Genomic DNA, 24,147 nt, shown 5'->3' on the forward strand with positions numbered 1-24,147 from the left:
GCGGCGTGCGAGTCGGTGGTGCACGCCTCAACGCATGGGGCGTGTTCCGCAGCGAAATCGTCAAAGCGTTGAGCATTCGGTCCACCATCGTGCTGCTCGTCCTCAACCTCGTGCTGCTGCCGGGCGGCGCCGCGCTGTCCGCATGGTCGATGACGCTCATCGCCGGCATGGATCCCGGCACCGGCAAGGCGCTCGCGCATCCGGTGGAATTGCCCGCGAGCCTCATGTGGTCGTCGGTGGGCGGCTTCACCGTCACCTGCATGATCGTCACCGGCATCCTCGGCGTCATGACCGTCACCAGCGAGTACACGACCCGCACCGTGCAGATGTCGTTCGTCGCCGATCCGCATCGTGTGCTGTTCATGAACGCGAAGGCCGCCGTGACCGCGGCGTTGTCGTTCCTGTCCGCGCTGGCGGGGTTGCTGCTGTCGTGGGGTGTCGCGTACGCACTGTTCGCCACATCGGCCGGTGGCGTGGGAACGTTGGATGATTCCGAGCGTCTGCTGCCGTGGGTCACCGTGCTTGGCGGCGCGTGCGTGCTGGCGGTCACGGCCGTCATGGCGTTGGGCTTGGGCGGGTTGTGCCGTTCCACGGTGGGTGGCGTGTTCGCGCTCATCGGCATCGTCATGATCGCGCCTTCGGTATTGTCTCTGGTTTCGCTCGCCGGCGACCGGTTCGCGTGGATCAAGTCCGTCGCGGCGTGCCTGCCCAGTCAGGCGGCGACGACGTTCCTGACCGGTGGCGTCGATGTTACGGGCGCGACGGTCGCGCTGATGGGTGCCACTGGTGGTGGGGCCGTGGGCGCCGGCTCGGGTTCTGGCGGTTCATCCGCGGCTGACACGGTTGCCTCGGTCGCGACCTCGGGCGGCTTCGACCCGACCTGGTGGCAGTCCGGTCTGATGCTGCTCGCCTGGGCGGTGGTCCTCTATGCGATCGGTGTCCTTGTGGTGCGTCGCGCCGATGTGAAATAGGGGTGCGAATCGCGATTCGCGGCCGTCTCGTCCTGTGGATGCATTCGGCCGTGCGCGGGCGCAAGATCGATGCGATCCGCGCCGCCGGCAACCGTCTGCCGGTCGCATTCTCCATGCGCACGGACTGCGGGATCGTCGCGGGACGCATGGCGTGCGGCTGGGGTGAATCGTTCAAATCGATCGTGGGCGAAGGCGTCGCCTCCATCGTCGACGATCTCGACTCGCGCCGACACGGGCTGCGGTCGCTGATGGCGCATCAGGCGCACATGCCGCATGTGGAGTTCACCGACGCGCAGGTGAGAAGCGTCACGGTATGGAGAATCGAATCGGAGCATTTCACCGCCAAAGTGAGATCCAAACCCGTCGCGGCGCAGAGCGGACACGGTAGGCATGGCGTTGTCGCTCCCGACTACGCCGCGGGTGACAACGCCATCGGTGATGCTACGGTCTGAACCATGCCGATGATCGAACACAGTGATGCCGAATCCATCGCGCGGCTGCCGGAGGCGGAATTCGGCTTTCCCGGCCCGGAGCGCGACCGTCTCGTCGCGCTCATTCTCTCCGGGGCGAAGACCGCCACGGCCGCGCTGCTGATGGACTATGCGGAGGACGACGAACCGTTGCCGCACGTTGGCGACCGTTCCGCGCTGGTGGATTCCGCCGATCGTCCCGTGGCCGTATTGGAGACCACGGAGGTCGAGACCGTCCCGCTGGGAAGCGTCACCGACCGGCAGGCCATCGACGAAGGCGAGGGCGACGTCACCGTCGCGCAATGGCGTCGCACGCACGAATCCTTCTGGAATTCGGAGGAATACCGCGGCTGGTTCGCCGACCCGGATTTCGTCGTGGACGACGGCACCATGGTCGTGCTGGAGCATTTCACGGTGACGGAGCGACTGCGGTGATCGTCGCCGATTCATGCGCGATGCGGCGTGCATATGCCGGCGTGACTCGCGCGTGTGCGGTAGGGTGAACGCGTCCGACGGACCCGTATCGGATTCATGCCGGACGCATACATATGATGGGTGATGAGAGGTGCATCATGGACAGAATCGAGACCGAACGGCTGACGCTGCGACCGTGGAGGGTCGACGACGCGGCCGAGGCCGCCTCGCTGTTCCGGTACGCCTCGGACCCGGAGGTCGGGCTGCGTTGCGGATGGCCGCCGCACACCAGCGTCGAAGACAGCATGAACGACATCAGGAATATCCTCGCCGTCGAGAACAACTGGGCCATCACCATCAAGGACGACAGCGAAGCCGCGGACAACGAAACCGAAGCCGATGCGCCGGTGGGCAGCATCGTGCTCAAACCTGTCAGCCACTACACCGCCGACGTCGTCACAGGCAATCCGGAACTCGAAGCCCGCTATGGCCGGTACCTGGGCGATGAGGCGCTGGAGCTCGGCTACTGGATCGGACGCCCGTTCTGGGGCAGGGGATACATGCCCGAGGCGTTGCGCGCGGTGCTCGAATACGCGTTCGGCACGTTGCGCGTGGACGCCGTATGGGGAGGCCATTACACGCAGAACCCGCAGTCCGGCCGCGTGATGTCCAAGTGCGGACTGCACGTCGTCGGCGAATCGAAGCAGGACTACTATCCGCTCATCGACCGCCGGTACGACGGCGTCTACCGCATCATCACTGCCGACGAATGGAAAAGTGTGCGAAATAGCGCGCGAAATGCTCGATGAGCAGACGAAACCGATGCAATGTCTGTCACATCCGTATGACATTCGAATGTGTTACAATGTTAGTACATTGGCACGTTGTGATTGGGGGTGTGTGATGACGGATACCGCGACGATCAGTTTCAGAACCGATCCGCAGGTCAAGCGGCAGGCGAAGGCCCTTTATGAATCGATGGGGTTGGATCTGTCCACTGCATTGAACATGTTCCTTCGGCAATCCATCACCGATAACGGAATGCCATTCCGCGCGACAAGGGAGAATCCGGTCAACGCTGAGGCTCGTCGTCAAGCCGATGCGCGTGAAGGGGCGGCGTTCGACTCCGTGGATGCGTTGATGAAGGATCTGATGGATGCTTAGAACTGTTTTCCGCACCACGCAGTTCAAGAAGGATTTCAAGGCGGTCATCAAGAAGCACTACGACGTTGATAAGATGCGCGCCGCCGTTAAGGCTCTGATGGCAGAGGATCGCGATTTGCTCGCGACCAAGTACCGCGATCATGCGCTGGTGAACAATTGGAAAGGCTACCGGGAGATTCATATCGAAGGCGACTGGCTCCTCATCTACCGTATCGACCGTGATGAACTCCAACTGGTGCTTACCCGCACCGGCTCGCATGACCAGCTGTACTAGTGGGAATCTGCCGCGCGCCGTTTCGGCGTGACGGAACGGCACGCGGGCGTTGTAGTGTGGTGGACCATGTACGACGGGAAACGGTTCGATCTGGCGATGGTGGACAATGATCCGCTGACGCTCGGGATGATGACGCTGCTGATCAGACGGGATCTTCCCGAAGCCAAGGTGATCTGGACGTGCCGTCGTGGCCGGGACGCCGTCGCCCGTTGCCTGTCCGCCGGTTCCCGGCCGGACGTGCTGCTGGTGGACATGTCGTTGGAGGGGATGGACGGTGTCGAGGTATGTCGGCGAATCCGTGAGAAGACGACCGACGTCGCGCTGATCGGCATCACGTCGTTCTCGCTGGAGCATTACGCCGCCGACGCGTTGGCCGCGGGCGCGCAATGCGTGATGGACAAGGCGCGGGTGAAGGAGATCTGCGATGCGGCGGTCGCGTTGGCCAACGGCCGTATGCCGCAGACCCGGTACGTGCCCGATCCGGCGGCCGCCCGGTCTCATGCGCCGCTCGTCGCGTGCGATGGGACCGTCGCCGATGGCGGTTCCATCGCGGGTTCGGGTTTGGGCTCAGGCGTGTCCGCGTCCGTTGCCGTGGTGGCGTTGACGGAGCGTGAACGCGAGGTCATGCGTCTGTGCGCGCAGGGCAGGAGCTCGCGCGAGATCGGCGAACTGCTGCATGTGGGGGAGTCGTCGGTGAAGACGTATGTGATGCGCGCGGCAAGGAAGCTGGGTGCGAGGAATCGGACGCAGGCGGTGGCCGAATGGCTGATGCTGCAGAATTAGTCCGCCGCGCGGGTGAGCGTGTCCGCGCCGCCGGCGTGGGGCCGGTCATGTGGTGCGTCGTGCTGTTGTCCGCCGGCTTGACGGTGTTGGAGATGGTCGAGTATCCCGCGCAGCTCGTGGCCACCACGACGCTGACGGTCATGCACATCCTGTGTCTGCTGGCGTTGCCGTTCCGCCCGTTGCCATTGAGCATGGCGGTCGCCGTCACGTATATGGCGTGCGCCTTCCTGCCGGATATGGGCGGGGCGAGCCTGTTCTACGGCATGTGGGTCGCGTTGGCGGCGATCGGCCGGTACGGGCGGTCGCGATGGTGGTGGCTGCTGCCGCCGTCGATCGCCGCGGTGCGTTGGATGGTCGCGGCGCGCGCCGGTATCCCGTTCGGTGATTACGCGATATTGCTGGTGTCGTTCTTCGTCGTGTATGCGTTCGGCCGTGCGATGTCATGGCGGGCGACGGCCGTGCAGGCGGAACAGAACCGGCTGCGTTACGAGCGGGAACGCGACCGGGTGGAGGCGATGCGCCGCGACGAGCGGGCGGCGAGCCGGATCCATGACGCGGTGACGAACGATCTCGCGTACATGGCCATGCGATTGGATTACGAACGCTCACGTGCGACGGACGACGAGCATGCCGAGCTGTTCGACGACCTGTACCGGCATACGATCGGCACGCTCGGCGAGGTGCGCACGGTCATCGACATGCTCGACGGGAATGGCGGCGACGGGACCGGCGTCGAAGACGATGATGGTCGCGCCGGACAGTGCAACGACAGTGATTCCGCGGCGGCCACGTTCCCCGCACGTGTCCGCGACGTGTTGGACCGGAACGACCGGCTTCTGGCGCGACTCGGCTTCACTGGCGATTCGACGATGATCGACGACCTGCCGGAAGACGAGTCGACGGATGCGGACGATGCCACCCGCGAACGGGAGACCGCTCTCATCGGTCTGCTTCGCGAGCTGTACACTAACATCGCCGTGCATGGCGACCCGTCCGGCGCATACCGGGTGGTCGTGCGCCGCAATGACGACGGCCTGTCCGCCGATCAGATCAACGACATCGCCAGGCATCCGCCGTTGCCGGACAAGCCGCGCTCAGGAAAAGGACTGGCCCTGCATCGCGCGCGGTTCAATGCTCTCGGAGGTTCGATCGTCACTTCCGCCGAAGACGGCACGTGGATCCTGCACGCCGTCCTGCCGTCATGTCGTCCATAGTCGACGTGGCATGTCTTCCGTGTCTTCGTCGGCCGTATCATGGCAACGCGTTGGGTGATAAGGATATCGGCATGATTCGCCGTGCTCCGACGGCTGATTGTGGCCGGCGTGGCGGGATGCCTGTCTTCGGGGGAGTCGAGAGTGGGGAAACGTCGGATATCGCGTTCTGAACGCGGTCGTGTGATGGCCGCGGCGGGCATGGTGATGATCGGTTCGTTGGGCATCCAGATGTCATCATCGCTGTCGGCCTCGTTGTTCGATGCCCTCGGGCCGATTCCGGTCAGTTCGATGCGCATGCTCGTCGCCGCGCTCGCCATGCTCGCGCTCATCCGGCCGAAGCTGGCCGGCCGGTCGAAAGGCGAATGGCTGGGCATCGCGGCCTACGGACTCGCGATGGCGGCGATGAACATCTGCCTGTACTCGGCCATCGACCGCATCCCGATGGGTGTGGCCGTCACCTTGGAATTCCTCGGCCCCTGCGTGGTCTCCCTCGCCGGCTCCCATCATTGGCGCGAAGGCCTGTGCGCGGTGGTCGCGCTGGTGGGCGTGGGCTTGATCTCGTTCACACCGGGCGGCTACTTCAACCCTTCCGGCTACCTGTTCGCATTGGGGTCGGCCGTCTGCTTCGGCCTATATACGCTGTTCGCCGACAAGGTCGGCAAGACGGGCACCGGATTGGACGGGCTCGCCCTGTCGGTCACGGTCGCCGCGCTCGCCACCCTGCCGATATCCGTCAGCCACGCCACGCATGCGACGCCCTCCCAATGGGGCATCATCGTCGCGTCGGCAGTGCTGGGCGTGGCGATTCCCTACACGATGGACACGCTGTCCGGGCGCATCACGTCGGCACGCGTGGTCGGCACGTTGTTCTCCATCGACCCGGCCATGAGCGTCGTCATCGCCGCGCTGATCCTGCGCCAGACCATCACGCCCACAGCCATGCTCGGCGTCATCGTCGTCTCCGTCGCCGGCGCCCTGCTCGTATGGGCGTCCGGCGGTTCAACGGAACGATGATCGTCGCGCCGGTGACGTGAGTGCGGGAGAGCGTATCATTCGCGGGTGAACGTAGGAAAGGATTGGGAACATGCTTCTGGGATTGATTGTTATTTTCCTGTTGACGGCCCGGTGGTGCTTCTCCACGTACCGGTCCGCGAAAGACGGCCGATTGGAGCGGAACTATCAGGTCGGCATCAAGACCCGTTGGACGATCGCCTCGGATGAGACATGGGAATACGTGCACCGCAAGTACGCGTTCGTGTTTCTCGGATGCGGTGTTCTGATTGCGCTGATGACAGTGGAAGTGGCGGTCGGCGTCATCGCGACCCGCGACATCAATAACATGGACATGATTTGGTGGTGGATACTCCTCGCCCTTGCCATCATCCTTGTCATGTGGCTTGTCATATGCGGAGTCATCGCGAATCTCGATGCCAAAAACCATTACCTGGATGGTGTATCGGAATCAGGGAAGGACCATGAGCCGTGATTGGCCTGCGAAGACCTTGTTGCGGGAATAAGCTGACCCACGGCGAGCTGGTCTCTGTCTGATTCTCGGCGGCTGCCGGTCATGTTTCTTGTGTTGTATCTGGTATGGCGGCATCCAGTTGCCAGTGCCCGGCTTGTGCGTGTGTTTCGAAAGTGCCGCCGGCCGTTTCGATGATGGTGCGGTAGCGGTCGAGTCCGCTGCCCATTCCAAGTTTCTCGTCATGTTCGGCGGTGGTGTCGCTGACTGAGATGCGGATTCCGTCGTTCATATCGAAGCTGATGGAGACCGCATACCACTCGACCGGGTCGGCATGCCTGGCGATGTTCGCGTACAGTTCGGTCAGCAATCCCGTGAGCAGTCGCATCATGTCGGGGGAGAGCGGGTGACGGAGTTCGCCGAGCAGGTTGTCGCCGGTGAATCCGAGCGATTCGAGTTTCGTCTCCTCGCCGTCGATCAGGGATTGCAGTTCTCCTTGTTGTACGGTGACGGAATCGTCGGCCGGAAGCGGTGTTGGTGTTCCGTCTCGCGCTTCCGACACTCCCGACTGTAGGTGCTGCGATTCACGTTCCTCGAGTGATTCGATGACCTCATGCGTATGGGTCATGGCGCGATTGGCCGCGTCGCGTAGTTCCCGGAGCTGTTGCCGGTATTCGTGTTCGCTGTTGGGCATGCCATTGGTTTCGGCGTGGTCGATGCGCAGGATGAGGTAGGCGAGGTCATTGCTGATGGTGTCGTGCAGGTCGCGGGCCGTGTCCTCGCGTTCCTGCTGGCGGCGCAGCAGATATGAGTCGTGGTCACGCTGTCGCATCATGTGCAGCAACAGACCGGTCAGTAGTGGGAAGCAGTAGAACGCGAGGTTTTGCAGCGTAGCCACCAGCTGACGGCCACTTCCGGGTTCGACGCCGAACGTGGTGGAGATGAGCAGCATTCCGGTGGCAATTGCACCCGACCATGTGTCCAGATAGGCGAGGAACCCGGTGCAGGTGATGATGATGGCAAGTGGTGTGATCATCGGCATCGCCAGCATGAGCATCTCCCCGGCCACAAGCGCCGCCCAGAGAAACCATTGCGGGCGGAACATGCCGCCGATCAGACCAGCGAGCATCGCCAGAACCAATACAAGATGCTGCACGCTCGTCGTTGAGGAAGCATCTGTCGTGGCCCGGGCCATGTATTCCGCGATGAGGGCCGCAGTCAGCAGCACACATGTCGCCGAGATGACCGGATGGTCGTTGCCCGGACCAATTCGTCCGGCAATCCGGTCTATAGCAGATCGTATCGGGCGCATGCCTCAAGCACCTCCTTGCGGCTGGTCACGCCGAGCTTGCCGGCCGCGCGATGCACGTACGTGAATACGCTGCCTTTGGCGATGCCGAGTCGTTGCGCGATCTCGTCGGTGGTGAGCCGTTTCGCGTACAGGCGCAGGATGTCCTTCTCGCGGGCGGACAGCGAATCCTTCATGTCCTCGGACATCCGCGCCGGCACCGTGTCGGACAGCATCGTGTGAGCCGACGTCGCGTCCCGGAACCCGGTCGCGGCCTGTGCGGCGGTCGGCGAGCCATGAGCCGCCTGCCGTATCGCTTCGGTGATGTCGGTTTTGAGCCGTTCTTTGGCGAACAATCCCTGCGCGCCGGCCGCAATCGCTTCATCCCGGTAGACGTCCGTCGAATACGAGGTGACACAGATGACGCCCACTTCGCTCGTTCTGCGTCGGATGCGCCGGCACACGTCCGCGCCGGTGACGCCGCCCAACGCCATATCCAGCACAAGCACATCCGGTCTGGTACGTGTGTTGTGACAGTGCTCGATCGCCACGGCGGGCGACCCGGTGGCCCACATAATGCGGAAATCCCTTGACATGGCCGAGATCATCGCGCACATCGCGTCCAACGCGAACGGATCGTTGTCCAATACGCCGATGCGAATCGTGCCCGTCGCACCTGTCGTGTCCGGCTCGTTCCCAAGTCCCATGACGTCCACTGTACCGCCGCCAGACTATGGCCTTCCGGCGCGAAACGGCGGCATCGATGATGTCATGCGGTCGCTTGACGTGACGTTGCGGAGGCGATGCGCAGCGGTGTGTAATAGTAATAGCCGGATCACTATGGACAACGGCTCGAAGAAGAGAGGTGATCGCCATGAAGAAGCCCACAGATAACAGGTCGGCGCATGGACGCAATGCCGGACGGCCGGTCGTCATACTGCTGTTCGCATCCATAACGCTGCAGGCTCTCGCATTCGCGGTATCGGAAGATGCCATCAGATTGCTTTGTCGCGCCGTTGGAGTGACGTTGCTCGTCATTGCGCTGTTTTTCGCTTTGAACAATGCGGGATCGCAAGACGGTCCAGAAACTCCGGATACGAGGTGACGCAATGGGATCGGTATTCACCATCATCGACATGCTGCCCGCATACGGATTGCTGTGCTATCTGCTGGTCGCTATATGCATCGTCATCGCGTTCCGGGCCATGATTAGGATAGAGGGCGAGCGCCGTCGATTGCGCGTGGCGGTGGTCGCGCTGCTGGCCGGTTCGGCGTTCGTCGCATTGCTCGCCTACGCGACGTATGCCATCGCGGCGCCATACGCGCAGCTGGACGTGGTCGACTTCTACCACACCTACCGGCCCGTCGTCCCACTCTTCCTCACGGGCCTGTTCTGTGTGCAGGCCGTGTCCGGCGTCGCCGCGGCGACCGGCTGGCGGCGTGGGCGGTGAGGCCGGCAGACGTTCCTGATACCGGTCTCATATCGAATGGTCCCATGCGATTCTCCGATGGGCGAACCACATCCACGGCGGTAGACTCTATGCAGTCGGCATTGTGGCATCAGCAAAGGGGGAGCACGATATGTCATTGACCACCGCACAGCGTGAGGCGACCATCCGCGAATTCCGCGAGAACATAGCTTTGCTCGGCTTGACCGTCGACGGGATCGGCGTCGATTTCGGAGTCGACGGCGAAACCGTCCGACGCATCATCGACCTCGAGTCAGGCGTGCTGGAATATCCGTGGATCGTACGCCGCTACCTACTCGACAAGGCCTCGGCCGCCGGCATCCGCCCGGTGCCGTTCACCGCCCTGCGCGGCGACCCGCACGACTACTGGTTCCTCGACGACCGGATCATCGACGCGAACCTGCTCGACTGACACGAAACACAACCAACGCGACGAAGGGAACCGATGACAATCCGCATAACGCCGATCGAACCACGATGGTTCAAGGAGAAGGCGCAGGTGCAGTCCCGCACATGGCGCGAACTCAACCAAGGGCGCATCCCGCAGGACATCGTGGACGCCATCACCCCGCAGTTCGCGCTGAAACTCACCCAAGCCCACGCCGAAGACCCCGGACAGGCCACGCTGGTGGCGCTCGCGGACGGTCATGTAATCGGGTTCGCGGAGCTGCTGCGCACACCCCGGCCGCCGATCGACCGTCCTGACGCGGCGGAACTGGCTTCGCTGTACGTGCTGGAATCCTGGCATCGACATGGTGTCGGACGCATGCTGGTCGAAGCCGGCAAACAGGCCGTCGGCAACGACCGTCTCGCGCTATGGGTGTTCAGATTCAACGACAACGCGCGCGGCTTCTACCGGCACATCGGCTTCCACGAGACCGGACTGACCCAGACCGAGGATCTGGGCCCCGAACTCGAGATGGCCAACTACCGGTAGAAGCGGCGGATCTTCCGACTACAACTCGACCTGCTCCCATAGCGCGGGCAACGGGATACGCCGCGTCGGAGTGAGGCAGGCGAGCAGCAGTCCGGTGGCGGCGCATAGGACGACGAGCAGCATGACCGCGCGGAAACCGAATCCCGGCGTCTGCAGCAGCCATCCGACCAACGCGGGCGCCAACGCGCCCGGCACGCCGACCGTCGTCTCGAACACGGTGGACACCCTGCCCTGCATGTCATCCGGCGTGCGCCCGAAGATGAACCCGAGCTCGCCCGCGTTCAACGCCGGGAACAGCACCGATGCCACGGCCATGCACGTGACCGCCGCGGCATACGAGTCGGTGAACACGAGCGGCAGCATAGCCGCCGTGAACACGGCGAACGTGAGGATGATGAGCCGGCCGGTCGGCACATGCTCGACCAGCCATCCGGCGGCGAACGAGCCAATCAGCGCGGCGACTCCGGTGGCGGTGCCGACGAGTCCGATGAGCGCCGCGTCCGTGCCGCGTTCCGCCAGCATGATCTGCACGCCGATGATGCTTCCGTAGCAGGCGACGTTCATGACCGCGCCCTGCGCGATCGCCGCGAGCACGGTCCTGCGGGTCAGCGTCCACTGCCAGCCGTCGACGAACTGGGAGAGGAACGACGGCTTGTCGACGTCCGGAGAGGAAGGGATGTCGGCCCCGTCGGTTCCGTCGCCGTTTCGTTCCGGCAACGCCAGCGAGGCGAACACGGATGTCAGGTACAGCAGTGCGGAGGCAAGGAACGGCATCCATCCGGCGATTCGATACAGGAGCCCGCCGATCGCGCCTCCGGACAGTTCGACGCATGACTCGCGCGCCTCGCGGATGGCCTGCGCCTTCGCGAACCGGTCCATCGGCACCAGGGATTTGAGCATCGCGTCGTTCGACGGTCCGAGCAGTCCGTTCACCACCGCGAACAGGACGACCGCCACGGCGAACGTCGTCGCGCGCATAGTCCCGGTGGCGAGCATGACCGTCACCGCGGCGGACAGGGCGGTGCCGATCAGGCCGAGCATGATCATCAGCCGTCGCCGGTCGTGACGGTCGGCGAGCGCCCCGCCGACGGACATGAGCGTCAGCCCGATCGCCGATTCGATGGTGACGAGCAGGCCGGCGACGAACGGCGAGCCGGACAGGGCGAGTCCGAGCAAGGGTATGACGAACGTGCGCAGGCTGACGGCGACCACGTCGGCGGTGTCGGCGGCGAACCAGCGGCGGTATGCGGGGAGCCGCCAGAGCGGGCGGGTGCGTTGCGACGTTTCGGTCGCGGGTACGGCTCCAGTGGTCGCGTTGGGAGGGGAATCGGGGGATTGCGTGTGGATCGGGTTCGGGTGGTCGTCGGCGTTCATGATGGGCCTCGTTTCATGATGCGCCATGATCGGTGCGCGGTCCGCCACTCGTCACCGGTGACGATCGACGGACTGTGTGGTGGATGCTGCGCACCGTTCATGGACGGCGTTCGGAAAGTTCGCATAAAGACGCGTCACGGCCGTATGGTCGCCGGTCGTGACACCGTGATGTGGAAGGCGGGTGGGGACCCGGTTCTCAGCTGTATGCGAAGGATTCCAGAACGACGTACATGCGAGGCTCCTTTGGCTCGACTAATGTTCCGATTTTCCATCCATGATAGTCGACGGTCATGCCGCGCCCCGCCGAGGCGGGGCGGACGGATGGGTCACAGGTCCTGGATCTGCGCGCCGAACGGCCAGAGGGCGAGCTTGGCCATCTTGAACGATTGGATGCCGAACGGGATGCCGATGATGGTCACGCAGTTGGCGAGCCCGGCGATCACGTAGCCGATCGCCATCCAGATTCCGGCGAGCACCACCCAGACGATGTTGGCGAGCGTGGAGCCGAATCCGCCGCCGTAGCGCACGGTTTTGCCGAACGGGGTGAGCGTGAGCCCGGCCATCTTGAACGCCTGGAGTCCCAACGGGATGCCGACGATCGTGATGCACAGTGCCAGACCGATCACCGCCCATCCGAACGCGATGGCGAGCCCGCCGAGCACCAGCCACAGGATATTGCCGATCAGCCTCATGTTCTCTTCACTCCTTCACGTATGGATTCCATGTGCCGCGATCATCCCATTGTCCCATCGCGCGGCGCCGCCTGCCATCGGGGGATTCCCTGATTCCTCCCTGAACGGCTCTCCATCCGGCGTTCAGAACAGCCGGATCGGTTCGACGTGTTCGACCGGCGCGATGAGACGCCGGCCGTCGCCGTCCGCCGGCAACGGCGCGACCTCATGGAACCGCAGCCGGCACGACAGTTCCGTCCCCCGCTCCCGCAACGTGCCGGTCAGACGCGCGCCGTCGATCGTGCGGTCCAGCCATGCCGCGGTCATGTCGTCCGGCACGAGCAGCGGCATGCGGTCGTGCACGCTCGCCGGCCCGTCCACGGCGGGGCAGGTGACGATCGTGGCGGTCAGCCGCCACGGCGAGGCGTCGGAGGCGCGCCACCACGAGTACAGTCCGGCCATCGCCAACGGCTCGTCGCCGTCCGCATGGAAGTAGAACGGGCGTTTGCCCTTCCACTCGTAGTAGCCGCTCGCGGGGATGACGCAGCGCATGGAACGCGTCGATTCGGCGAACGTGGGTTTGGCGTGGATGGATTCGACGCGCGCGTTGTACGTGGGGTAGGGGAGCGTTTTGCTCCGGCTCCACCGGGGTACGAGCGTCCAGTACGCGCCGGTCAGGTGCCGGCGCGCGTCGCGTCCCTGCGCGACGACGCCGATGGCCCGTGTGGGCGCGATGTTGTACGAGGGTCGCGGCAGCCGGTCGCGTCTGATGTCGTCGCTGCCGACGTCGAGCCACCGGGCGACCGCATCCCAATCCAGGTCAAGCGCGAACCTTCTGCACATGCGGTTCAGTCTACGCGCGTCCATCCGTTCGCGGGTACCATGGTGATGTCCGATGGGAGATGCGCGGGATACGAGGAGGAAGCCATGTCCGTTGACGCGAGGAAGAACGACGGCGCGATGCCGCGTCGGAAGTCCGCAGTCGCATCGTCGGACGCGCCCACCCTGTTCGACGTGGAGGACGAGAAGGACCGGACGAGCCGCCGCGGCGTCTCGGTGAAGGCGACCGTGGCACGCGCCCGCTGGCAGCGGCGCAAGAAGATCGCCACGCGCGCGACGATCCGCGAGACCGCGTTGCGCCTGTTCGACGAATACGGCTACGACAAGGTCACCACGCAGCGCATCGCCGACGAGGCGGGCATGTCCGCGATCACCCTGTTCCGGTATTTCCCGTCCAAGGAGGATCTCGTCCTAGGATTCCCGACGGACGGCGAGCCGTTCGCCGACCTGCGTCGGGAGATCAAGGAACGGAAGGGCGGATCCCCGATCGGGTTCGTCCGGCGTATGGTACCGCAGGTGCTCGGCGGACTCGAACCTTCACAGTTGGAGGAACTGGCGCGCCGGCTGCGCATCGTGCGTTCCGACGAGGGACTGCGCGTCGCGTTGTACGCGCGCATACCGCAGTGGGCGGACGCCGTCGCGGCGCTGTGGGGGAGCGACGACGCCGTTGCCGGCGGCGGCGCGCGCGTCGCTTTCCCCGTGCGCCTGTCCGTCTCGCTCATCATCGACTGCATCATCGAATCCCTGCTGGAATGGTCGCGGCGATGCGACGATGGCACCGGCGACGCGGATGTCGTCGACGTGCTCGTCGACGTCGTCTCCGAGGCGATGGAGACACTGTCGCACTGACCCGCCTTCGCGGTTCGCTGCCATTCGGACCGAATGGCTGTCGGCAAGCGCGCGTTTCCGTGCCGAATATTCAAATGATAGTGACTACATTATGAATTAAAACGGCGGAATACAGCCGTTTTCCCGGCTAGTTCGAAGTGTTTGCCGAAGACTGTTTTCTTCCATATGAAAGACGCATACATATGGAAGAAAACAGCCTTGCCATTCATAAGAAATATGCTTTCATATGAATACTCGGAGTGGGGAAGAGCCATGCCGACTCAAACGCATGGACGTTCGGTGGGACGCTTCGTTGCGTCCCACCGATGTGTCGGCCCCGCTTTTTCGATGCCCGGAATGAGAAAGGCGGGTCGTCTTCCGGCCGCATTCGTCATGCGATGTTCGGAAGGCGACCCGCCTTGGCGGTACCTGGTAGTCGTCCCGCCTCATCGTGAGGTCGGGATTTTGGCGACATCACTTCGTGAACGGTTCGGACGCCTTGTCGAGCGCGGCGATCTCATCGGCCGCAAGGTCGAGGTCCACGGAGGCGAGGAGCGCGGGCAGCTGTTCGGGCGTACGCGCCGAGGCGATCGGGCCGGTGACCTGCGGGCGGTGGCGCAGCCAGGCGAGCGCGACCGTGGCGATCGCCACGCCGTGGGCTTTGGCGACCTCGTCCAACGCGTCGATCAGCGCGAAGCCTTCGGCGGTGAGATAGCCGGCGACCATGCCCTGGCGTTCCTTGCCCTCCGCGTCCGCTGCGGAACGGTATTTGCCGGTGAGGAACCCGGCGGCCAGCGAGAAGTAGGGGAACACGGCGAGGTTCTCTTGTGCGGCGAGGGGTGCGAGCGTGCGTTCGTAGTCGCCGCGCGTGACGAGGTTGTAGTGCGGTTCCAGCGCGACCGGCAGCGCGTAGCCGTGTTCGCGCGCGATGCGGAGCCATTCCCCGATGCGGTCCGCCGTGTAGTTGGACAGGCCGATCGCGCGGATCTTGCCCGCCTTGACGAGCTCGTCGAATGCGGCCGCCGTCTCCTCGAGCGGCGTCGTCTTATCGTCGAAGTGCGCGTAGTACAGGTCGATCTCGTCGACGCCGAGGCGCAGCAGCGACTCGTTGGCCGCGGCGATTACGTTGTCGTGCGAGAGGCCCTGGTACTGCGGGTGCTCGCTGACCTTCGTGGCGATGACCACCTTGTCGCGGTTGCCGCGCACGGCGAGCCAACGTCCGAGGATGATCTCGGATTCGCCGCCCGCGTTGCCCGGCGCCCACGCCGAGTACACGTCGGCCGTGTCGATGAAGTTGCCTCCGGCCTCCACGTATTCGTCGAGCACCCTGCGGCTGGTCGTTTCGTTGCTCGTCCAGCCGAACGTGTTGCCGCCCAGCACGAGCGGGAACACGTCCAGGTCGCTGTTCCCCACTTTCACGCGTTTGTCCGTCATGGTCCAGACCATCCTTTTCGTGTCGTCGCCGCGGTCCCTTCGCCGCCGGCGTTCCTCATCATTATGTCGCCGACATGATGCGGCCATGCGGCGGACGCTATAGGCATAATCCATGGCCGGTTGCCCGTTCCCGGCACATGCCGTCAGATGAGGATGCCGTCGCAGTGGTCGATCTCGTGCTGGATGATTTCGGCGGTGAATCCGTCGAACGTCGCGGTCGCCTCGCGCCAGCGTCGCGTGCGGTACGTGACGGTGATGCGCTCGTAGCGGACCGCCCGCCGCACGCCCTTGAGGGACAGGCACCCCTCCTCGGTCTCGTATCGGCCGGACTTCTCGACGATGACCGGGTTGAGCATCATCATGTTCCGGCCGGTCGTCTCGTCATGGAACACGATGATCCGCTTGGCGACGCCGATCATGTTCGCGGCCATGCCGACGCACGAGTCCGCGTGCGCGGCCAACGTGTCCATGAGGTCGGCCGCCACCGGCAGGTCGTCCTCCGTCGCCTCGTCGGACGGTTGCCGCAGGAACGCCTCGGAGGTCATGATCGCCCGTTCCATGATGCTTCCCTTCTTCTCGCCCGTGGTGAACGCTCCGATTGTATCGGCTTCCCGGGTACATGCCGCGTTGCGCGGCGGGAAGCGGGACGGCGTGACCGCGGCTATCATGTTCGGAGAGTCCCGATGATGTCCCACAGATCCGAAAGGCTGGTCCCGCATGCCGGTTTCCTATGAGGAGGCGTTGTTCCACTCGTATTTCGCGTGGCTGATGCCCGACGAGACGATCGTTCAGGGGGATACGGATCAGTTGGACGGCCAGGAGCTCGACATGTACTTCCCCGACCGGAAGGCCGCGTTCGAGATCGGCTCCTGGGGCCTGCACAGCCGGACGCAGGACAAGGACACGCGCAAACGCCGCAAGGCGAAACGACGCGACATCCGACTGGTCACCCTGTTCACCGACCGCGACCGCGCCACCATGCCCAAGGCCGACGGGGAGCCGCTCATGGTCGCGCCCTGCCCGAACAGTCCCAGCATCATCTGGGCCGCGACCTCGATTCGATGGACGAGCGGCCGCAAGGGACGCATCACCCGCACCCGGTTCCTCCAGATCGCCGAACCGGTGTGCGAGGCGCTCGACTTCACGTACAAGCCGGTTCCCGAAGACCAATGGCCCACGATGCGCGACGAGGCGGCCTGCGCCTGCGAGACGCTGAAACTCAGATCCGCCGCGGACGGCAAGCCCGCTCCCGGCAAGCGGGCCGCGGACCCGACGGCGCAACCGGCTGCATCCGCATCGTCGCAGGAGCTCGCCACGGCGGACGGGACCGTCAAGGAACTCCGCGCGCAGCAGGCCGCCGACCTGCCGACGATCGGACGGGTCTGCGAATCCCTGCACCGCGACTGGGTGCTTGTCTTCGCCACCATCGCCGGACTGCCCAACGAGGCGAGAACCGACTATGCGCGCCGGCTCGTCGCCGACATCTTCCCCACGGCGATCGGATACGCGAAATGGCCGCAACCCGTGCAAAGCCGGTTCCAGGCGCTCGGCCAGCGCGCACTGGACGCCATCGCCACGCAGCCGGGCGACACCGACGCGGAACGCACGCTCGCCGTCGTCGCAGCCCTCCAACAGGCGTACCGCCAGTGCCGGGAGCACGCGAGGACCGCATCCCTGGCGATGGGCTCCGCGGCCGCCGCATACCGGCTCGGCTGAACCGGGGGAGCGCGGACGGAACGCACGCCACGCCGCCCGCGCTACAGTGGAGGCATGCTCGACCATCTGACGCTCAAGGTACGCGACATCGACCGCAGCATCGCCTTCTACACGCAGGCGCTCGCCCCGCTCGGCTACATCGTCAAAGCCCACCACGAACCCACGCTCGGATTCGGCGTCGACGACGGCACCCCGCATTCCGACTTCTACCTGTCGCCCGCCGACGAACCGGACACGGCGCGGCAGCCGTGCCCGGTCACCCACATCGCGTTCCTCGCCCCCGACAAGGCCGCCGTGTGCGCGTTCCACGCGCGGGCGCTCGCCGCCGGAGGCCGCGACAACGGCGCCCCCGGCCCGCGCCCCTACCATCCCGGATACTATTCCGCGTTCGTCCTCGACCCGGACGGCAACAACATCGAAGCCGTCACCGACTGGTCCGGCTGGTACGGCGAAGATCGATGACACCCGGGGACAAGCGGGACGAAACCCGCCCGACAGCAAGACGGCCACACGCAACACCACACGAAAGGCGACATCATGACGGGACTGCTCATCGGATCGCACCTGTCCACCGCGGGCGGATGGGACAAGCTCATCGAACGCTCACACGCGGAGCACGGCACCACGTTCGCGTTCTTCCCACGCTCCCCATACTGCAGACGGTCGAAGGCCCTCGACCCGGACGGGGCGGCCGCGTTCGGCGCGCGACTGGCCGCGGAACACTACGGGCCGCTCGTCGTCCACGCGCCCTACGTGTACAACCTCGCCGGCAAGGACCCGGCCAAACGGGTGTTCGCCATCGACGCGCTCGCCGAGGACATGCGCCTGCTCGCGCCCATCCGCGAAACCGGACAGGAGACCTACCTCAACATCCACCCCGGCTCCCACGTGGGACAGGGCGCGGAAACCGGATGCCGGCTGATCGCCGAAGCCCTCGACCGCGTGTCCGAACAGGCGGACGGCACGGGCATCACGATCCTGTTGGAGACCATGGCCGGCAAAGGCACCGAATGCGGACGCAGCTTCGAGGAACTCTCCTCCATCATCGACCGGCTCGACGACCCCACGCGCATAGGCGTCACATTCGACACCTGCCACGTGTTCGACGCCGGCTACGACCTCGTCGACGACTACGACGGCGTGATCCGCCGACTGGACGACGTCATCGGACTCGACAAGGTCAAAGCCATCCACGCGAACGACTCCATATACGGCCTCGCCTCCCACAAGGACCGGCACGCCAACATCGGCGACGGCAAGCTCGGACTGCCGTTCTTCACCCGCCTCGTCAACGACCCGCGCATGAACACGCTGCCGATGATTCTCGAAACCAAGGAGACCACACCCGACACGCACCGCGAGGAGATCGCCCTGCTGCGCGGACTGCGGGAGAACTGACAAGCGGGGGAGAGCCGGCCGACGGCGCGGCACGACAACAGCGACGCACGCCGCCAGCCGGCCACGATATCATCCGACCGCCGCCACATCCCGCAGACCGTCGGTGAACTCCCGGGCCCAACGCTCCGCCTCACCAAGCTCACGGAACGAACGATGATGCACCATCGCCCCGCCCACGATCAACGCACCCGGCGTGGTCTCCCTACGCGACGGAAGCATGCCCTCCGGCACCGTGACGGCCACATCATAATCAAGATGCGGCGTCAGCCGGGTGATCCGGACGCGCACGCCCTCCGGAACATCCGTCGCACGCGAATCATGATCGAACGTCGAATCGACAGCGATGAATCTCATACGAACACTCTCCTGGACAAACAAACAGTCGCCGGAACCCCCAGCAGACGGAACAATGACGGCGACAACCAATGCTTCGAAACGGCTTCCATAGCCGTGGGAACTACTATCCAACACCCGCATGCTACACGACCGCCCCACAAGAAGTCAACCGACGGCCACGCCGCCCGCCCCATCCAGTCCGGCATGGCGGGACAATGGAACCATGAACACAACCACCACACGCACTGCACTCATCATCACATCCAACCCCGAACACCACAGCCTCACCAACGCCGCCGGCAAAGCCTTCGCCGAAGGATTCCGCGCACACGGCGGCGAAACCCGCATCCTCGACCTGTACGACACCGGATTCAACCCCGTCTACACCAGCGCCGACCGCGCCCACTACCTCGGCAAAGCCGACACGCCCGAAGACGTCGCCGCCATCCAGACCCGACTCGCCCAAGCCGACGTGATCACACTCGTCTTCCCCATCTACTGGTACACCATGCCCGCCATGATCAAAGGCCTCTTCGACCGCGTCATCTGCCGCGGATTCGCCTACAACGCCGACGGCACGCCCGGCGCGCTCGCCGGCAAGACGGTGCGCGTCATCATGCTCACCGGCGGCCCGGAATCCTGGTACGAGTCCGACGGGATCGGCGAGGCGTTGGACAACCAGATCCGCCGCCAGACGTTCATGAAGTACTGCGGCGTGAAGGACGTCGAGATCGTCTACGTCGATAACCTCTCGATGGGCGACGACGACCCCGCCAAGCGCGAAGCCGCGGCCAAGCAGCTCGACGGGATCAGGGAGCTCGGCGCCTCGCTCGCCTGAGACGTCTCCATCGGGCACGGGCGGCGTTCCGGCGTCTCCGCCAAGGGTGGGGGGGAGACGCCGGAACGCCTATGCCACGGGAATCCCGACGATTCCGGCGAGGAAACGGTCGGCTCCCTCCCGTTCCTCCCGCGACAGGCGCAGCGTCACGCCCATCGCCTCGCATGCGGCGTCGGCGATGGACAGGCCGAGTCCCACGCCGGAGACGGCGCTGATGCGGGAGTTCACGCCGCGATGGAACGGCTGGACGAGTTCGGTCAGATTGTCGGGCAGTCGCTCCCCGGTGGTGTTGCCGATCGTCAGGAGGAGCCGGTCCTCCTCGCGGTCGAGCGTCACGTCGATCGAGCCTTCGGGGTCCGTGTTGTGCATGACGGCGTTGCGGATGAGATTGTCGACGGCGAGCCGCATCAATGTCGGGTCCGTCTTCGCCGCGACATCGTCATGCCCGCCCGTGTCGATGGTGACGGCGATGCCGCGTGCGGCGATCTCCGCGTCCATGTCCGCCAGGGCGTCTCTCACGCAGGCGGCGACGTCCGTCGACCCGTCCGTGGCGCTGCCGGCATCCGCGGTACCGTTGCCTTCGAGCTTGCCGTATGCGCCGCTTTGGATGCGTGAGAGCGTCAGCAGCGCGTCGACCAGTTCGGCGCCGCGCCGGTTGGCGGCGAGCGCACGACGTACGGAAGGTTCCACGTCGGCGGGGAAACGCCCTTGCGCGAGGGGCGCGTCGAGGTTCGTCTCGACGGCGGCGATGGGCGTGCGCAGCTCGTGCGACGCGTTCGACACGAACCGGCGTTCCGCTTCGGATGCGGCCTGGATGCGGTCGAGCATCCCGTTGATGGAATCGCCGAGCCGGGCGACCTCGTCGTCGTGTGCGCTCCGTTTCGCCGCATCCCCGCGTCCCACGTCGATGCGCGTGCCGAGGTCGGAGGGGTCGAGCGCGGCGGTCTGGTCGCTGATGGATTGCAGACGTTTCGCCATGCGCGAGGTGACGATCCAGATGACGAGGATGCTGATCGCGCCGAATGCGACGAAGATGATGGCGGCGCTGATGCGCAGCCCGTTGGCGATGGTGTTCTGGTTCCATACGGAGACGCCGTAGGGCGTGCGGATGGTGAACGACCCGTCGCCACCCCAGTCGACGCGGTACGGTTCGCCGTTGATCTGCCCGCTGGCGCTTCCCTCGCCCTTCCCGTCGCTCGAGGAGCCGAGGAAGTCGGGGGCGTTCCCGCCCGTGGAACGGTGCGATCGGCTCCATGTGTCGGGATCGGGGTCCGTGGACCAGCCCTGGGCCGACAGATAGTCGTCGTTGTTCGACGACGATTCGTTCGAGCCATTCCCATTCCCGTTCCGGCCGTTTTCATAGGTGATGGTCATCGCGTAGGAGAACATGCCGTTGACGACGAACATCTGTACGATGGTGGCCGATCCGAGGGCGATGAGGAACACGAGGCCGATGGCGAGCGTGAGCTTCGCGCGGAACGTTCTGGGACGGATACGGTCGAGCACCCCTCTGAAGCATGTGGCGACGCGACGCCGGACGCCGGGTCTTCCGCCGGAGCCGGCGACGGGGGTCGTCCTATCGGTTTCGCCGGTCATGCGAGCCGGTATCCTTCGCCGCGGGTGGAGACGATCAGGTCACGGCCGCCGAGTTTGCGCCGCAGCGAGTATACGGTGGTCTTGACCGCGTCGGAGGGTTCTCCCGTGCCGTCGCCGTCCCAGACGTTCCGGTAGAGTTCGTCCACGCCCACGTAGCCGCCGTCGGCGCGCATGAGCTCCAGGAGCACGCCGTACTCCTTGGGCGTGAGCCTGACGAGCGTGCGCCCGTGGTCGCGGAACACGAGCCGTCGCGTCGAATCAAGGGTCAGATTGCCGCGCGTCAGGACCGCCTGTACGGCGAGCCCTTTGCCGGTCCGACGCTGCAGGGCGCGGATGCGGGCGAGCAGCTCCGGGTAGGCGAACGGTTTGGTCAGATAGTCGTCGGCACCCAAATCGAGCCCGCTGACCCGATCGCCGATCTCGGCGGCGGCCGTGAGCATGATCACGGCGACGGGGATGCGGTTCGCGGCGATCGTCGCCATGACCGCGTCGCCGGACAGGACCGGCAGATCCCGGTCAAGCAGCACGATGTCGACATCCGTGTCGGCGAGCGCCGACAGCGCCTCCACTCCGGTCGAAGCCACATCGGTCGCATACCCTTCGTATCGCAGCGCATCATCCAACGCGGCCGCCAGCTCACGGTCGTCCTCGACGATCAGTATCCGCATCCCCGTCTCCTTCCTGTCCCAGGACGGACGTCGTACCCGTCATTATCCTCCCCGAACCAAGGTAAGACGAAAGTGAGAGCGTCGACCACCCGGACGTCACCGCGGACGGTGTTTGATGGATGGTGAAGGAGGGCCGCATCATGGCACGCATAACCGCAGCTTCCACCGGCAAGCCGGGAACGGCCGTACGGCTCGCCGCGGTCATGGCGGCGACGCTGATGACGCTGCCGCTCATGTCCTGCACGGCACCATACGCGCATCCCACCACGGACGACGCCGACGCGACGGATGTTTCGGCGCAAGCCGGCTCCGACGGCACGACCGACACGTATCCGATCCCCACCATCACGCGCCGGTTCGTCGCATGCCTCGTCTCGAAAGGATTCGATGCGCGCGTCGTGGGGGAGCGCAACGACCAGGTCGCCCTGCTGGAGATTGACGCGGCCGGCAACCCCAAACAGCACAAGCTCATCGACGACGGTGACGGCGTCGTCACACGGGATTGGACCACCGATCCGAACCTGTACCCGAACATCACGTCGACAGGCACCATCAGCAACGCCGTCACCGGCGACGATTTCCCGTACATCATCGCCGACGGCGCCGTTGACCTGGCCGGCTCGCCGTACGCGTCCAGACAGGGTGACTACGCGGCGTGCGAACACGCCAACCCCGACTTCGCCCAAGGCGTGGCCTCCACAGGCATTGACGACTCCCACGCCAGCAGGAAGGACAAGGACGCGGCACTCGCATTCGCCCGGAAAGCCCGGGCCAAAGGCTTCACCTGGGTCGCCGACCCGACCGGCGACGAACCCCTGCGCATCATCATCCCCGACACCGTGCCCGAAACCGACGTGCGCCGCTTCTTCAAGGAATGCCCCGCCGACGGAGCACCCGTCATCTTCAGCTGGACCGGCGACTACCCATACGACACCAATGCGGTCCAACAAGGACGATGACCCCGTCCGGTCCGCCGGAACCATCAAACCCGACGGGACGATGAACACGGTAATCCGAAAGTGAGCCGACTCCACACGGACACTCCACGCGTCGCACGCTTGGATGGAGACACGGCAACCACACAGGGGAATGGGACACGCCATCCCCAAGATGACCAAGGAGGACGCTATGACCAGCATCCAACCAATCCTCGCAGCCAGCCGACACATCTTCGCACTGACCGCGGCAGCCGGATTCTGCCTCGCCGCGCTCGCCGGCTGCGCCACACCATCTGTCGCCGGCACGAATGGCGACGACGCGGATTCGGCCGGCACAACCGCACTCGAAACCGATGCCACCGCCAAACGATTCGTCGCCTGCCTCACCGGCAAAGGCTTCGACGCCCAAGTCGCCGCCGGCCCCGTCACCCCCGGCGCCGACGGCAAGGCCAAACGCCCCACCACCAAAAACATGGCCGAACTGCGCATGATCGACCAATCCGGCAACCCCATCCAAGCCAACGCCGACGGCACCAACGTCGACACCAACGACACAAGCCAGCAGCTCTACACCAACGCCATGTACATCAGTCTCGAAGACAACGCCGTCTGGGTGGCGTTCAAGGACTCCACCGCGCTCGCCGGCACACCATACGAGCCGAAACGCTCCGACTACTCTGACTGCGAGAAAAATAACCCCGATTTCAGCCAACCCGCGCAGGACCTCGCCACACCCCAGACCATCTCCGAAGACGACAAACGCGCCGCACTTCACTACGCCCGGAAAGCCCGGGCCAAAGGCTTCACCTGGGTCGCCGACCCGACCGGCGACGAACCCACCACGATTCTCATCCCCAAAACCGTCGGAGAGAACGAACTCAGACGCTTTCTCAAGGAATGCCCCGTAGGCGACGCCCACATCGCCTACGGCTTCGACGGCACGCCCGAAGAATTCGGCTACGACTACACGAAGACGATGAGCGAAATCGACGGCTCCGCCACCTCATCCGTCACGGCCCAATAGACGTACAAACCCCGACCCCGGCCGGAAGAACCGGGAACAT

At 64.9% G+C, this 24,147-nt stretch carries 30 protein-coding genes and 1 pseudogene; 21 read left to right on the forward strand and 10 right to left on the reverse strand.

From position 1 onward, the window contains the following. Positions 1 to 41: 41 nt before the first annotated feature. From AC1AYX_RS00465 to AC1AYX_RS00510, 10 genes and pseudogenes are all read left to right on the forward strand, one after another. Positions 42 to 971 carry a hypothetical protein gene (locus tag AC1AYX_RS00465; RefSeq protein ID WP_476501655.1) on the forward strand — a complete coding sequence of 310 codons (930 nt, stop codon included), beginning with the start codon at positions 42 to 44 and terminating at the stop codon, positions 969 to 971. A gap of 20 nt (positions 972 to 991) precedes the next feature. After that, positions 992 to 1,423 (forward strand): annotated as a pseudogene (locus AC1AYX_RS00470) (pyridoxamine 5'-phosphate oxidase family protein); the annotation flags it as partial. 3 nt (positions 1,424 to 1,426) lie between these two features. Beyond that, on the forward strand, positions 1,427 to 1,876 hold the full coding sequence (locus tag AC1AYX_RS00475) for an ASCH domain-containing protein (RefSeq protein WP_476501656.1): 450 nt from the start codon (positions 1,427 to 1,429) through the stop codon (positions 1,874 to 1,876). 137 nt (positions 1,877 to 2,013) lie between these two features. Continuing rightward, positions 2,014 to 2,664, forward strand: a complete 651-nt coding sequence (locus AC1AYX_RS00480) for a GNAT family N-acetyltransferase (RefSeq protein WP_476501657.1) — start codon at positions 2,014 to 2,016, stop codon at positions 2,662 to 2,664. A gap of 94 nt (positions 2,665 to 2,758) precedes the next feature. Continuing rightward, positions 2,759 to 3,019 carry a type II toxin-antitoxin system RelB/DinJ family antitoxin gene (locus AC1AYX_RS00485; RefSeq protein WP_476501658.1) on the forward strand — a complete coding sequence of 87 codons (261 nt, stop codon included), beginning with the start codon at positions 2,759 to 2,761 and terminating at the stop codon, positions 3,017 to 3,019. Then, positions 3,012 to 3,293 (forward strand): type II toxin-antitoxin system YafQ family toxin, encoded by a 282-nt coding sequence (locus AC1AYX_RS00490; RefSeq protein ID WP_476501659.1) that lies wholly within the window; start codon positions 3,012 to 3,014, stop codon positions 3,291 to 3,293. Before AC1AYX_RS00485 ends, AC1AYX_RS00490 begins: the two co-directional genes overlap by 8 nt. A 66-nt stretch (positions 3,294 to 3,359) precedes the next feature. Beyond that, entirely contained in the window at positions 3,360 to 4,076 is a 717-nt protein-coding gene (locus AC1AYX_RS00495) for a LuxR C-terminal-related transcriptional regulator (RefSeq protein WP_476501660.1), read from the forward strand. Further along, on the forward strand, positions 4,055 to 5,290 hold the full coding sequence (locus tag AC1AYX_RS00500) for a sensor histidine kinase (RefSeq protein WP_476501661.1): 1,236 nt from the start codon (positions 4,055 to 4,057) through the stop codon (positions 5,288 to 5,290). Before AC1AYX_RS00495 ends, AC1AYX_RS00500 begins: the two co-directional genes overlap by 22 nt. Positions 5,291 to 5,473: 183 nt before the next feature. Continuing rightward, positions 5,474 to 6,304 (forward strand): EamA family transporter, encoded by an 831-nt coding sequence (locus tag AC1AYX_RS00505; protein ID WP_476502017.1) that lies wholly within the window; start codon positions 5,474 to 5,476, stop codon positions 6,302 to 6,304. Between the two features lie 70 nt (positions 6,305 to 6,374). Further along, entirely contained in the window at positions 6,375 to 6,776 is a 402-nt protein-coding gene (locus AC1AYX_RS00510) for an SdpI family protein (RefSeq protein ID WP_476501662.1), read from the forward strand. 79 nt (positions 6,777 to 6,855) lie between these two features. Here the strand turns inward: AC1AYX_RS00510 and AC1AYX_RS00515 are convergent, their stop codons facing one another. Further along, on the reverse strand, positions 6,856 to 8,064 hold the full coding sequence (locus tag AC1AYX_RS00515) for a histidine kinase (protein WP_476501663.1): 1,209 nt from the start codon (positions 8,062 to 8,064) through the stop codon (positions 6,856 to 6,858). Continuing rightward, positions 8,040 to 8,747 carry a response regulator gene (locus AC1AYX_RS00520; protein ID WP_476501664.1) on the reverse strand — a complete coding sequence of 236 codons (708 nt, stop codon included), beginning with the start codon at positions 8,745 to 8,747 and terminating at the stop codon, positions 8,040 to 8,042. The genes AC1AYX_RS00515 and AC1AYX_RS00520 overlap by 25 nt, the downstream gene beginning before the upstream one ends. Positions 8,748 to 8,914: 167 nt before the next feature. Between AC1AYX_RS00520 and AC1AYX_RS00525 the strand changes: the two genes are divergently transcribed. From AC1AYX_RS00525 to AC1AYX_RS00540, 4 genes are all read left to right on the forward strand, one after another. Continuing rightward, positions 8,915 to 9,145 carry a hypothetical protein gene (locus AC1AYX_RS00525; RefSeq protein ID WP_476501665.1) on the forward strand — a complete coding sequence of 77 codons (231 nt, stop codon included), beginning with the start codon at positions 8,915 to 8,917 and terminating at the stop codon, positions 9,143 to 9,145. Positions 9,146 to 9,149: 4 nt separating this feature from the next. After that, positions 9,150 to 9,491 carry a hypothetical protein gene (locus AC1AYX_RS00530; protein ID WP_476501666.1) on the forward strand — a complete coding sequence of 114 codons (342 nt, stop codon included), beginning with the start codon at positions 9,150 to 9,152 and terminating at the stop codon, positions 9,489 to 9,491. 130 nt (positions 9,492 to 9,621) lie between these two features. Next, a complete protein-coding gene (locus AC1AYX_RS00535) occupies positions 9,622 to 9,921 on the forward strand; it encodes a DUF2316 family protein (RefSeq protein WP_476501667.1) in 300 nt (99 codons plus the stop codon). A gap of 33 nt (positions 9,922 to 9,954) precedes the next feature. Next, positions 9,955 to 10,446 carry an N-acetyltransferase family protein gene (locus AC1AYX_RS00540; protein WP_476501668.1) on the forward strand — a complete coding sequence of 164 codons (492 nt, stop codon included), beginning with the start codon at positions 9,955 to 9,957 and terminating at the stop codon, positions 10,444 to 10,446. An 18-nt stretch (positions 10,447 to 10,464) separates the two neighbouring features. Here AC1AYX_RS00540 and AC1AYX_RS00545 read toward each other — a convergent pair whose 3' ends face one another. The 3 genes from AC1AYX_RS00545 to AC1AYX_RS00555 form a co-directional block, all read right to left on the reverse strand. Next, positions 10,465 to 11,820, reverse strand: coding sequence for an MFS transporter (locus AC1AYX_RS00545; RefSeq protein WP_476501669.1), 1,356 nt, complete (start codon positions 11,818 to 11,820; stop codon positions 10,465 to 10,467). Positions 11,821 to 12,146: 326 nt separating this feature from the next. Then, on the reverse strand, positions 12,147 to 12,512 hold the full coding sequence (locus AC1AYX_RS00550; RefSeq protein ID WP_476501670.1) for a YccF domain-containing protein: 366 nt from the start codon (positions 12,510 to 12,512) through the stop codon (positions 12,147 to 12,149). 123 nt (positions 12,513 to 12,635) lie between these two features. After that, complete coding sequence (locus AC1AYX_RS00555; RefSeq protein ID WP_476501671.1) at positions 12,636 to 13,334, reverse strand: SOS response-associated peptidase; 699 nt, start codon at positions 13,332 to 13,334, stop codon at positions 12,636 to 12,638. Positions 13,335 to 13,418: 84 nt separating this feature from the next. On the opposite strand from AC1AYX_RS00555, the gene AC1AYX_RS00560 reads away from it, so the two are divergent. Continuing rightward, a complete protein-coding gene (locus AC1AYX_RS00560) occupies positions 13,419 to 14,180 on the forward strand; it encodes a TetR/AcrR family transcriptional regulator (RefSeq protein ID WP_476501672.1) in 762 nt (253 codons plus the stop codon). A gap of 453 nt (positions 14,181 to 14,633) precedes the next feature. On the opposite strand, the gene AC1AYX_RS00565 is transcribed toward AC1AYX_RS00560, so the two are convergent. Continuing rightward, positions 14,634 to 15,593, reverse strand: coding sequence for an aldo/keto reductase (locus AC1AYX_RS00565; protein ID WP_476501673.1), 960 nt, complete (start codon positions 15,591 to 15,593; stop codon positions 14,634 to 14,636). Between the two features lie 143 nt (positions 15,594 to 15,736). Continuing rightward, positions 15,737 to 16,153, reverse strand: a complete 417-nt coding sequence (locus tag AC1AYX_RS00570) for a peptide deformylase (RefSeq protein ID WP_476501674.1) — start codon at positions 16,151 to 16,153, stop codon at positions 15,737 to 15,739. A 157-nt stretch (positions 16,154 to 16,310) separates the two neighbouring features. Here AC1AYX_RS00570 and AC1AYX_RS00575 point away from each other — a divergent pair, with 157 nt between their 5' ends. The 3 genes from AC1AYX_RS00575 to AC1AYX_RS00585 all read left to right on the forward strand — a co-directional run bounded on the left by AC1AYX_RS00575 (position 16,311) and on the right by AC1AYX_RS00585 (position 18,707). Next, the gene (locus AC1AYX_RS00575) at positions 16,311 to 17,309 is read left to right on the forward strand and encodes a hypothetical protein (RefSeq protein WP_476501675.1); all 999 of its coding nucleotides are present in this window, start codon (positions 16,311 to 16,313) and stop codon (positions 17,307 to 17,309) included. Between the two features lie 54 nt (positions 17,310 to 17,363). Next, positions 17,364 to 17,771 (forward strand): VOC family protein, encoded by a 408-nt coding sequence (locus tag AC1AYX_RS00580; protein WP_476501676.1) that lies wholly within the window; start codon positions 17,364 to 17,366, stop codon positions 17,769 to 17,771. 75 nt (positions 17,772 to 17,846) lie between these two features. After that, positions 17,847 to 18,707 (forward strand): deoxyribonuclease IV, encoded by an 861-nt coding sequence (locus AC1AYX_RS00585; protein ID WP_476501677.1) that lies wholly within the window; start codon positions 17,847 to 17,849, stop codon positions 18,705 to 18,707. Positions 18,708 to 18,776: 69 nt separating this feature from the next. Here the strand turns inward: AC1AYX_RS00585 and AC1AYX_RS00590 are convergent, their stop codons facing one another. Next, positions 18,777 to 19,061, reverse strand: a complete 285-nt coding sequence (locus AC1AYX_RS00590; RefSeq protein WP_476501678.1) for a hypothetical protein — start codon at positions 19,059 to 19,061, stop codon at positions 18,777 to 18,779. Positions 19,062 to 19,266: 205 nt separating this feature from the next. Here AC1AYX_RS00590 and AC1AYX_RS00595 point away from each other — a divergent pair, with 205 nt between their 5' ends. Beyond that, on the forward strand, positions 19,267 to 19,881 hold the full coding sequence (locus AC1AYX_RS00595; RefSeq protein ID WP_476501679.1) for an NAD(P)H-dependent oxidoreductase: 615 nt from the start codon (positions 19,267 to 19,269) through the stop codon (positions 19,879 to 19,881). Positions 19,882 to 19,950: 69 nt separating this feature from the next. Here AC1AYX_RS00595 and AC1AYX_RS00600 read toward each other — a convergent pair whose 3' ends face one another. Both AC1AYX_RS00600 and AC1AYX_RS00605 read right to left on the reverse strand, forming a co-directional pair. Beyond that, positions 19,951 to 21,477, reverse strand: coding sequence for a sensor histidine kinase (locus AC1AYX_RS00600; RefSeq protein WP_476501680.1), 1,527 nt, complete (start codon positions 21,475 to 21,477; stop codon positions 19,951 to 19,953). After that, positions 21,474 to 22,145 carry a response regulator transcription factor gene (locus AC1AYX_RS00605; RefSeq protein ID WP_476501681.1) on the reverse strand — a complete coding sequence of 224 codons (672 nt, stop codon included), beginning with the start codon at positions 22,143 to 22,145 and terminating at the stop codon, positions 21,474 to 21,476. Before AC1AYX_RS00605 ends, AC1AYX_RS00600 begins: the two co-directional genes overlap by 4 nt. A 140-nt stretch (positions 22,146 to 22,285) precedes the next feature. Between AC1AYX_RS00605 and AC1AYX_RS00610 the strand changes: the two genes are divergently transcribed. Continuing rightward, complete coding sequence (locus AC1AYX_RS00610; protein ID WP_476501682.1) at positions 22,286 to 23,104, forward strand: hypothetical protein; 819 nt, start codon at positions 22,286 to 22,288, stop codon at positions 23,102 to 23,104. Between the two features lie 169 nt (positions 23,105 to 23,273). Beyond that, on the forward strand, positions 23,274 to 24,107 hold the full coding sequence (locus tag AC1AYX_RS00615) for a hypothetical protein (protein ID WP_476501683.1): 834 nt from the start codon (positions 23,274 to 23,276) through the stop codon (positions 24,105 to 24,107). Positions 24,108 to 24,147: the final 40 nt, after the last annotated feature.

It is taken from the genome of Bifidobacterium sp. LH_419, from assembly GCF_056356955.1.

What these genes read in the sequence shown, in the direction of transcription:
- AC1AYX_RS00475 (WP_476501656.1), top strand. Translation starts at nt 1,427, where the DNA reads ATGCCGATGATCGAACACAGTGATGCCGAATCCATCGCGCGGCTGCCG.
- AC1AYX_RS00480 (WP_476501657.1), top strand. Translation starts at nt 2,014, where the DNA reads ATGGACAGAATCGAGACCGAACGGCTGACGCTGCGACCGTGGAGGGTC.
- AC1AYX_RS00485 (WP_476501658.1), top strand. Translation starts at nt 2,759, where the DNA reads ATGACGGATACCGCGACGATCAGTTTCAGAACCGATCCGCAGGTCAAG.
- AC1AYX_RS00490 (WP_476501659.1), top strand. Translation starts at nt 3,012, where the DNA reads ATGCTTAGAACTGTTTTCCGCACCACGCAGTTCAAGAAGGATTTCAAG.
- AC1AYX_RS00495 (WP_476501660.1), top strand. Translation starts at nt 3,360, where the DNA reads ATGTACGACGGGAAACGGTTCGATCTGGCGATGGTGGACAATGATCCG.
- AC1AYX_RS00500 (WP_476501661.1), top strand. Translation starts at nt 4,055, where the DNA reads ATGGCTGATGCTGCAGAATTAGTCCGCCGCGCGGGTGAGCGTGTCCGC.
- AC1AYX_RS00505 (WP_476502017.1), top strand. Translation starts at nt 5,474, where the DNA reads ATGGCCGCGGCGGGCATGGTGATGATCGGTTCGTTGGGCATCCAGATG.
- AC1AYX_RS00510 (WP_476501662.1), top strand. Translation starts at nt 6,375, where the DNA reads ATGCTTCTGGGATTGATTGTTATTTTCCTGTTGACGGCCCGGTGGTGC.
- AC1AYX_RS00515 (WP_476501663.1), bottom strand. Translation starts at nt 8,064, where the DNA reads ATGCGCCCGATACGATCTGCTATAGACCGGATTGCCGGACGAATTGGT.
- AC1AYX_RS00520 (WP_476501664.1), bottom strand. Translation starts at nt 8,747, where the DNA reads ATGGGACTTGGGAACGAGCCGGACACGACAGGTGCGACGGGCACGATT.
- AC1AYX_RS00525 (WP_476501665.1), top strand. Translation starts at nt 8,915, where the DNA reads ATGAAGAAGCCCACAGATAACAGGTCGGCGCATGGACGCAATGCCGGA.
- AC1AYX_RS00530 (WP_476501666.1), top strand. Translation starts at nt 9,150, where the DNA reads ATGGGATCGGTATTCACCATCATCGACATGCTGCCCGCATACGGATTG.
- AC1AYX_RS00535 (WP_476501667.1), top strand. Translation starts at nt 9,622, where the DNA reads ATGTCATTGACCACCGCACAGCGTGAGGCGACCATCCGCGAATTCCGC.
- AC1AYX_RS00540 (WP_476501668.1), top strand. Translation starts at nt 9,955, where the DNA reads ATGACAATCCGCATAACGCCGATCGAACCACGATGGTTCAAGGAGAAG.
- AC1AYX_RS00545 (WP_476501669.1), bottom strand. Translation starts at nt 11,820, where the DNA reads ATGAACGCCGACGACCACCCGAACCCGATCCACACGCAATCCCCCGAT.
- AC1AYX_RS00550 (WP_476501670.1), bottom strand. Translation starts at nt 12,512, where the DNA reads ATGAGGCTGATCGGCAATATCCTGTGGCTGGTGCTCGGCGGGCTCGCC.
- AC1AYX_RS00555 (WP_476501671.1), bottom strand. Translation starts at nt 13,334, where the DNA reads ATGTGCAGAAGGTTCGCGCTTGACCTGGATTGGGATGCGGTCGCCCGG.
- AC1AYX_RS00560 (WP_476501672.1), top strand. Translation starts at nt 13,419, where the DNA reads ATGTCCGTTGACGCGAGGAAGAACGACGGCGCGATGCCGCGTCGGAAG.
- AC1AYX_RS00565 (WP_476501673.1), bottom strand. Translation starts at nt 15,593, where the DNA reads ATGACGGACAAACGCGTGAAAGTGGGGAACAGCGACCTGGACGTGTTC.
- AC1AYX_RS00570 (WP_476501674.1), bottom strand. Translation starts at nt 16,153, where the DNA reads ATGGAACGGGCGATCATGACCTCCGAGGCGTTCCTGCGGCAACCGTCC.
- AC1AYX_RS00575 (WP_476501675.1), top strand. Translation starts at nt 16,311, where the DNA reads ATGCCGGTTTCCTATGAGGAGGCGTTGTTCCACTCGTATTTCGCGTGG.
- AC1AYX_RS00580 (WP_476501676.1), top strand. Translation starts at nt 17,364, where the DNA reads ATGCTCGACCATCTGACGCTCAAGGTACGCGACATCGACCGCAGCATC.
- AC1AYX_RS00585 (WP_476501677.1), top strand. Translation starts at nt 17,847, where the DNA reads ATGACGGGACTGCTCATCGGATCGCACCTGTCCACCGCGGGCGGATGG.
- AC1AYX_RS00590 (WP_476501678.1), bottom strand. Translation starts at nt 19,061, where the DNA reads ATGAGATTCATCGCTGTCGATTCGACGTTCGATCATGATTCGCGTGCG.
- AC1AYX_RS00595 (WP_476501679.1), top strand. Translation starts at nt 19,267, where the DNA reads ATGAACACAACCACCACACGCACTGCACTCATCATCACATCCAACCCC.
- AC1AYX_RS00600 (WP_476501680.1), bottom strand. Translation starts at nt 21,477, where the DNA reads ATGACCGGCGAAACCGATAGGACGACCCCCGTCGCCGGCTCCGGCGGA.
- AC1AYX_RS00605 (WP_476501681.1), bottom strand. Translation starts at nt 22,145, where the DNA reads ATGCGGATACTGATCGTCGAGGACGACCGTGAGCTGGCGGCCGCGTTG.
- AC1AYX_RS00610 (WP_476501682.1), top strand. Translation starts at nt 22,286, where the DNA reads ATGGCACGCATAACCGCAGCTTCCACCGGCAAGCCGGGAACGGCCGTA.
- AC1AYX_RS00615 (WP_476501683.1), top strand. Translation starts at nt 23,274, where the DNA reads ATGACCAGCATCCAACCAATCCTCGCAGCCAGCCGACACATCTTCGCA.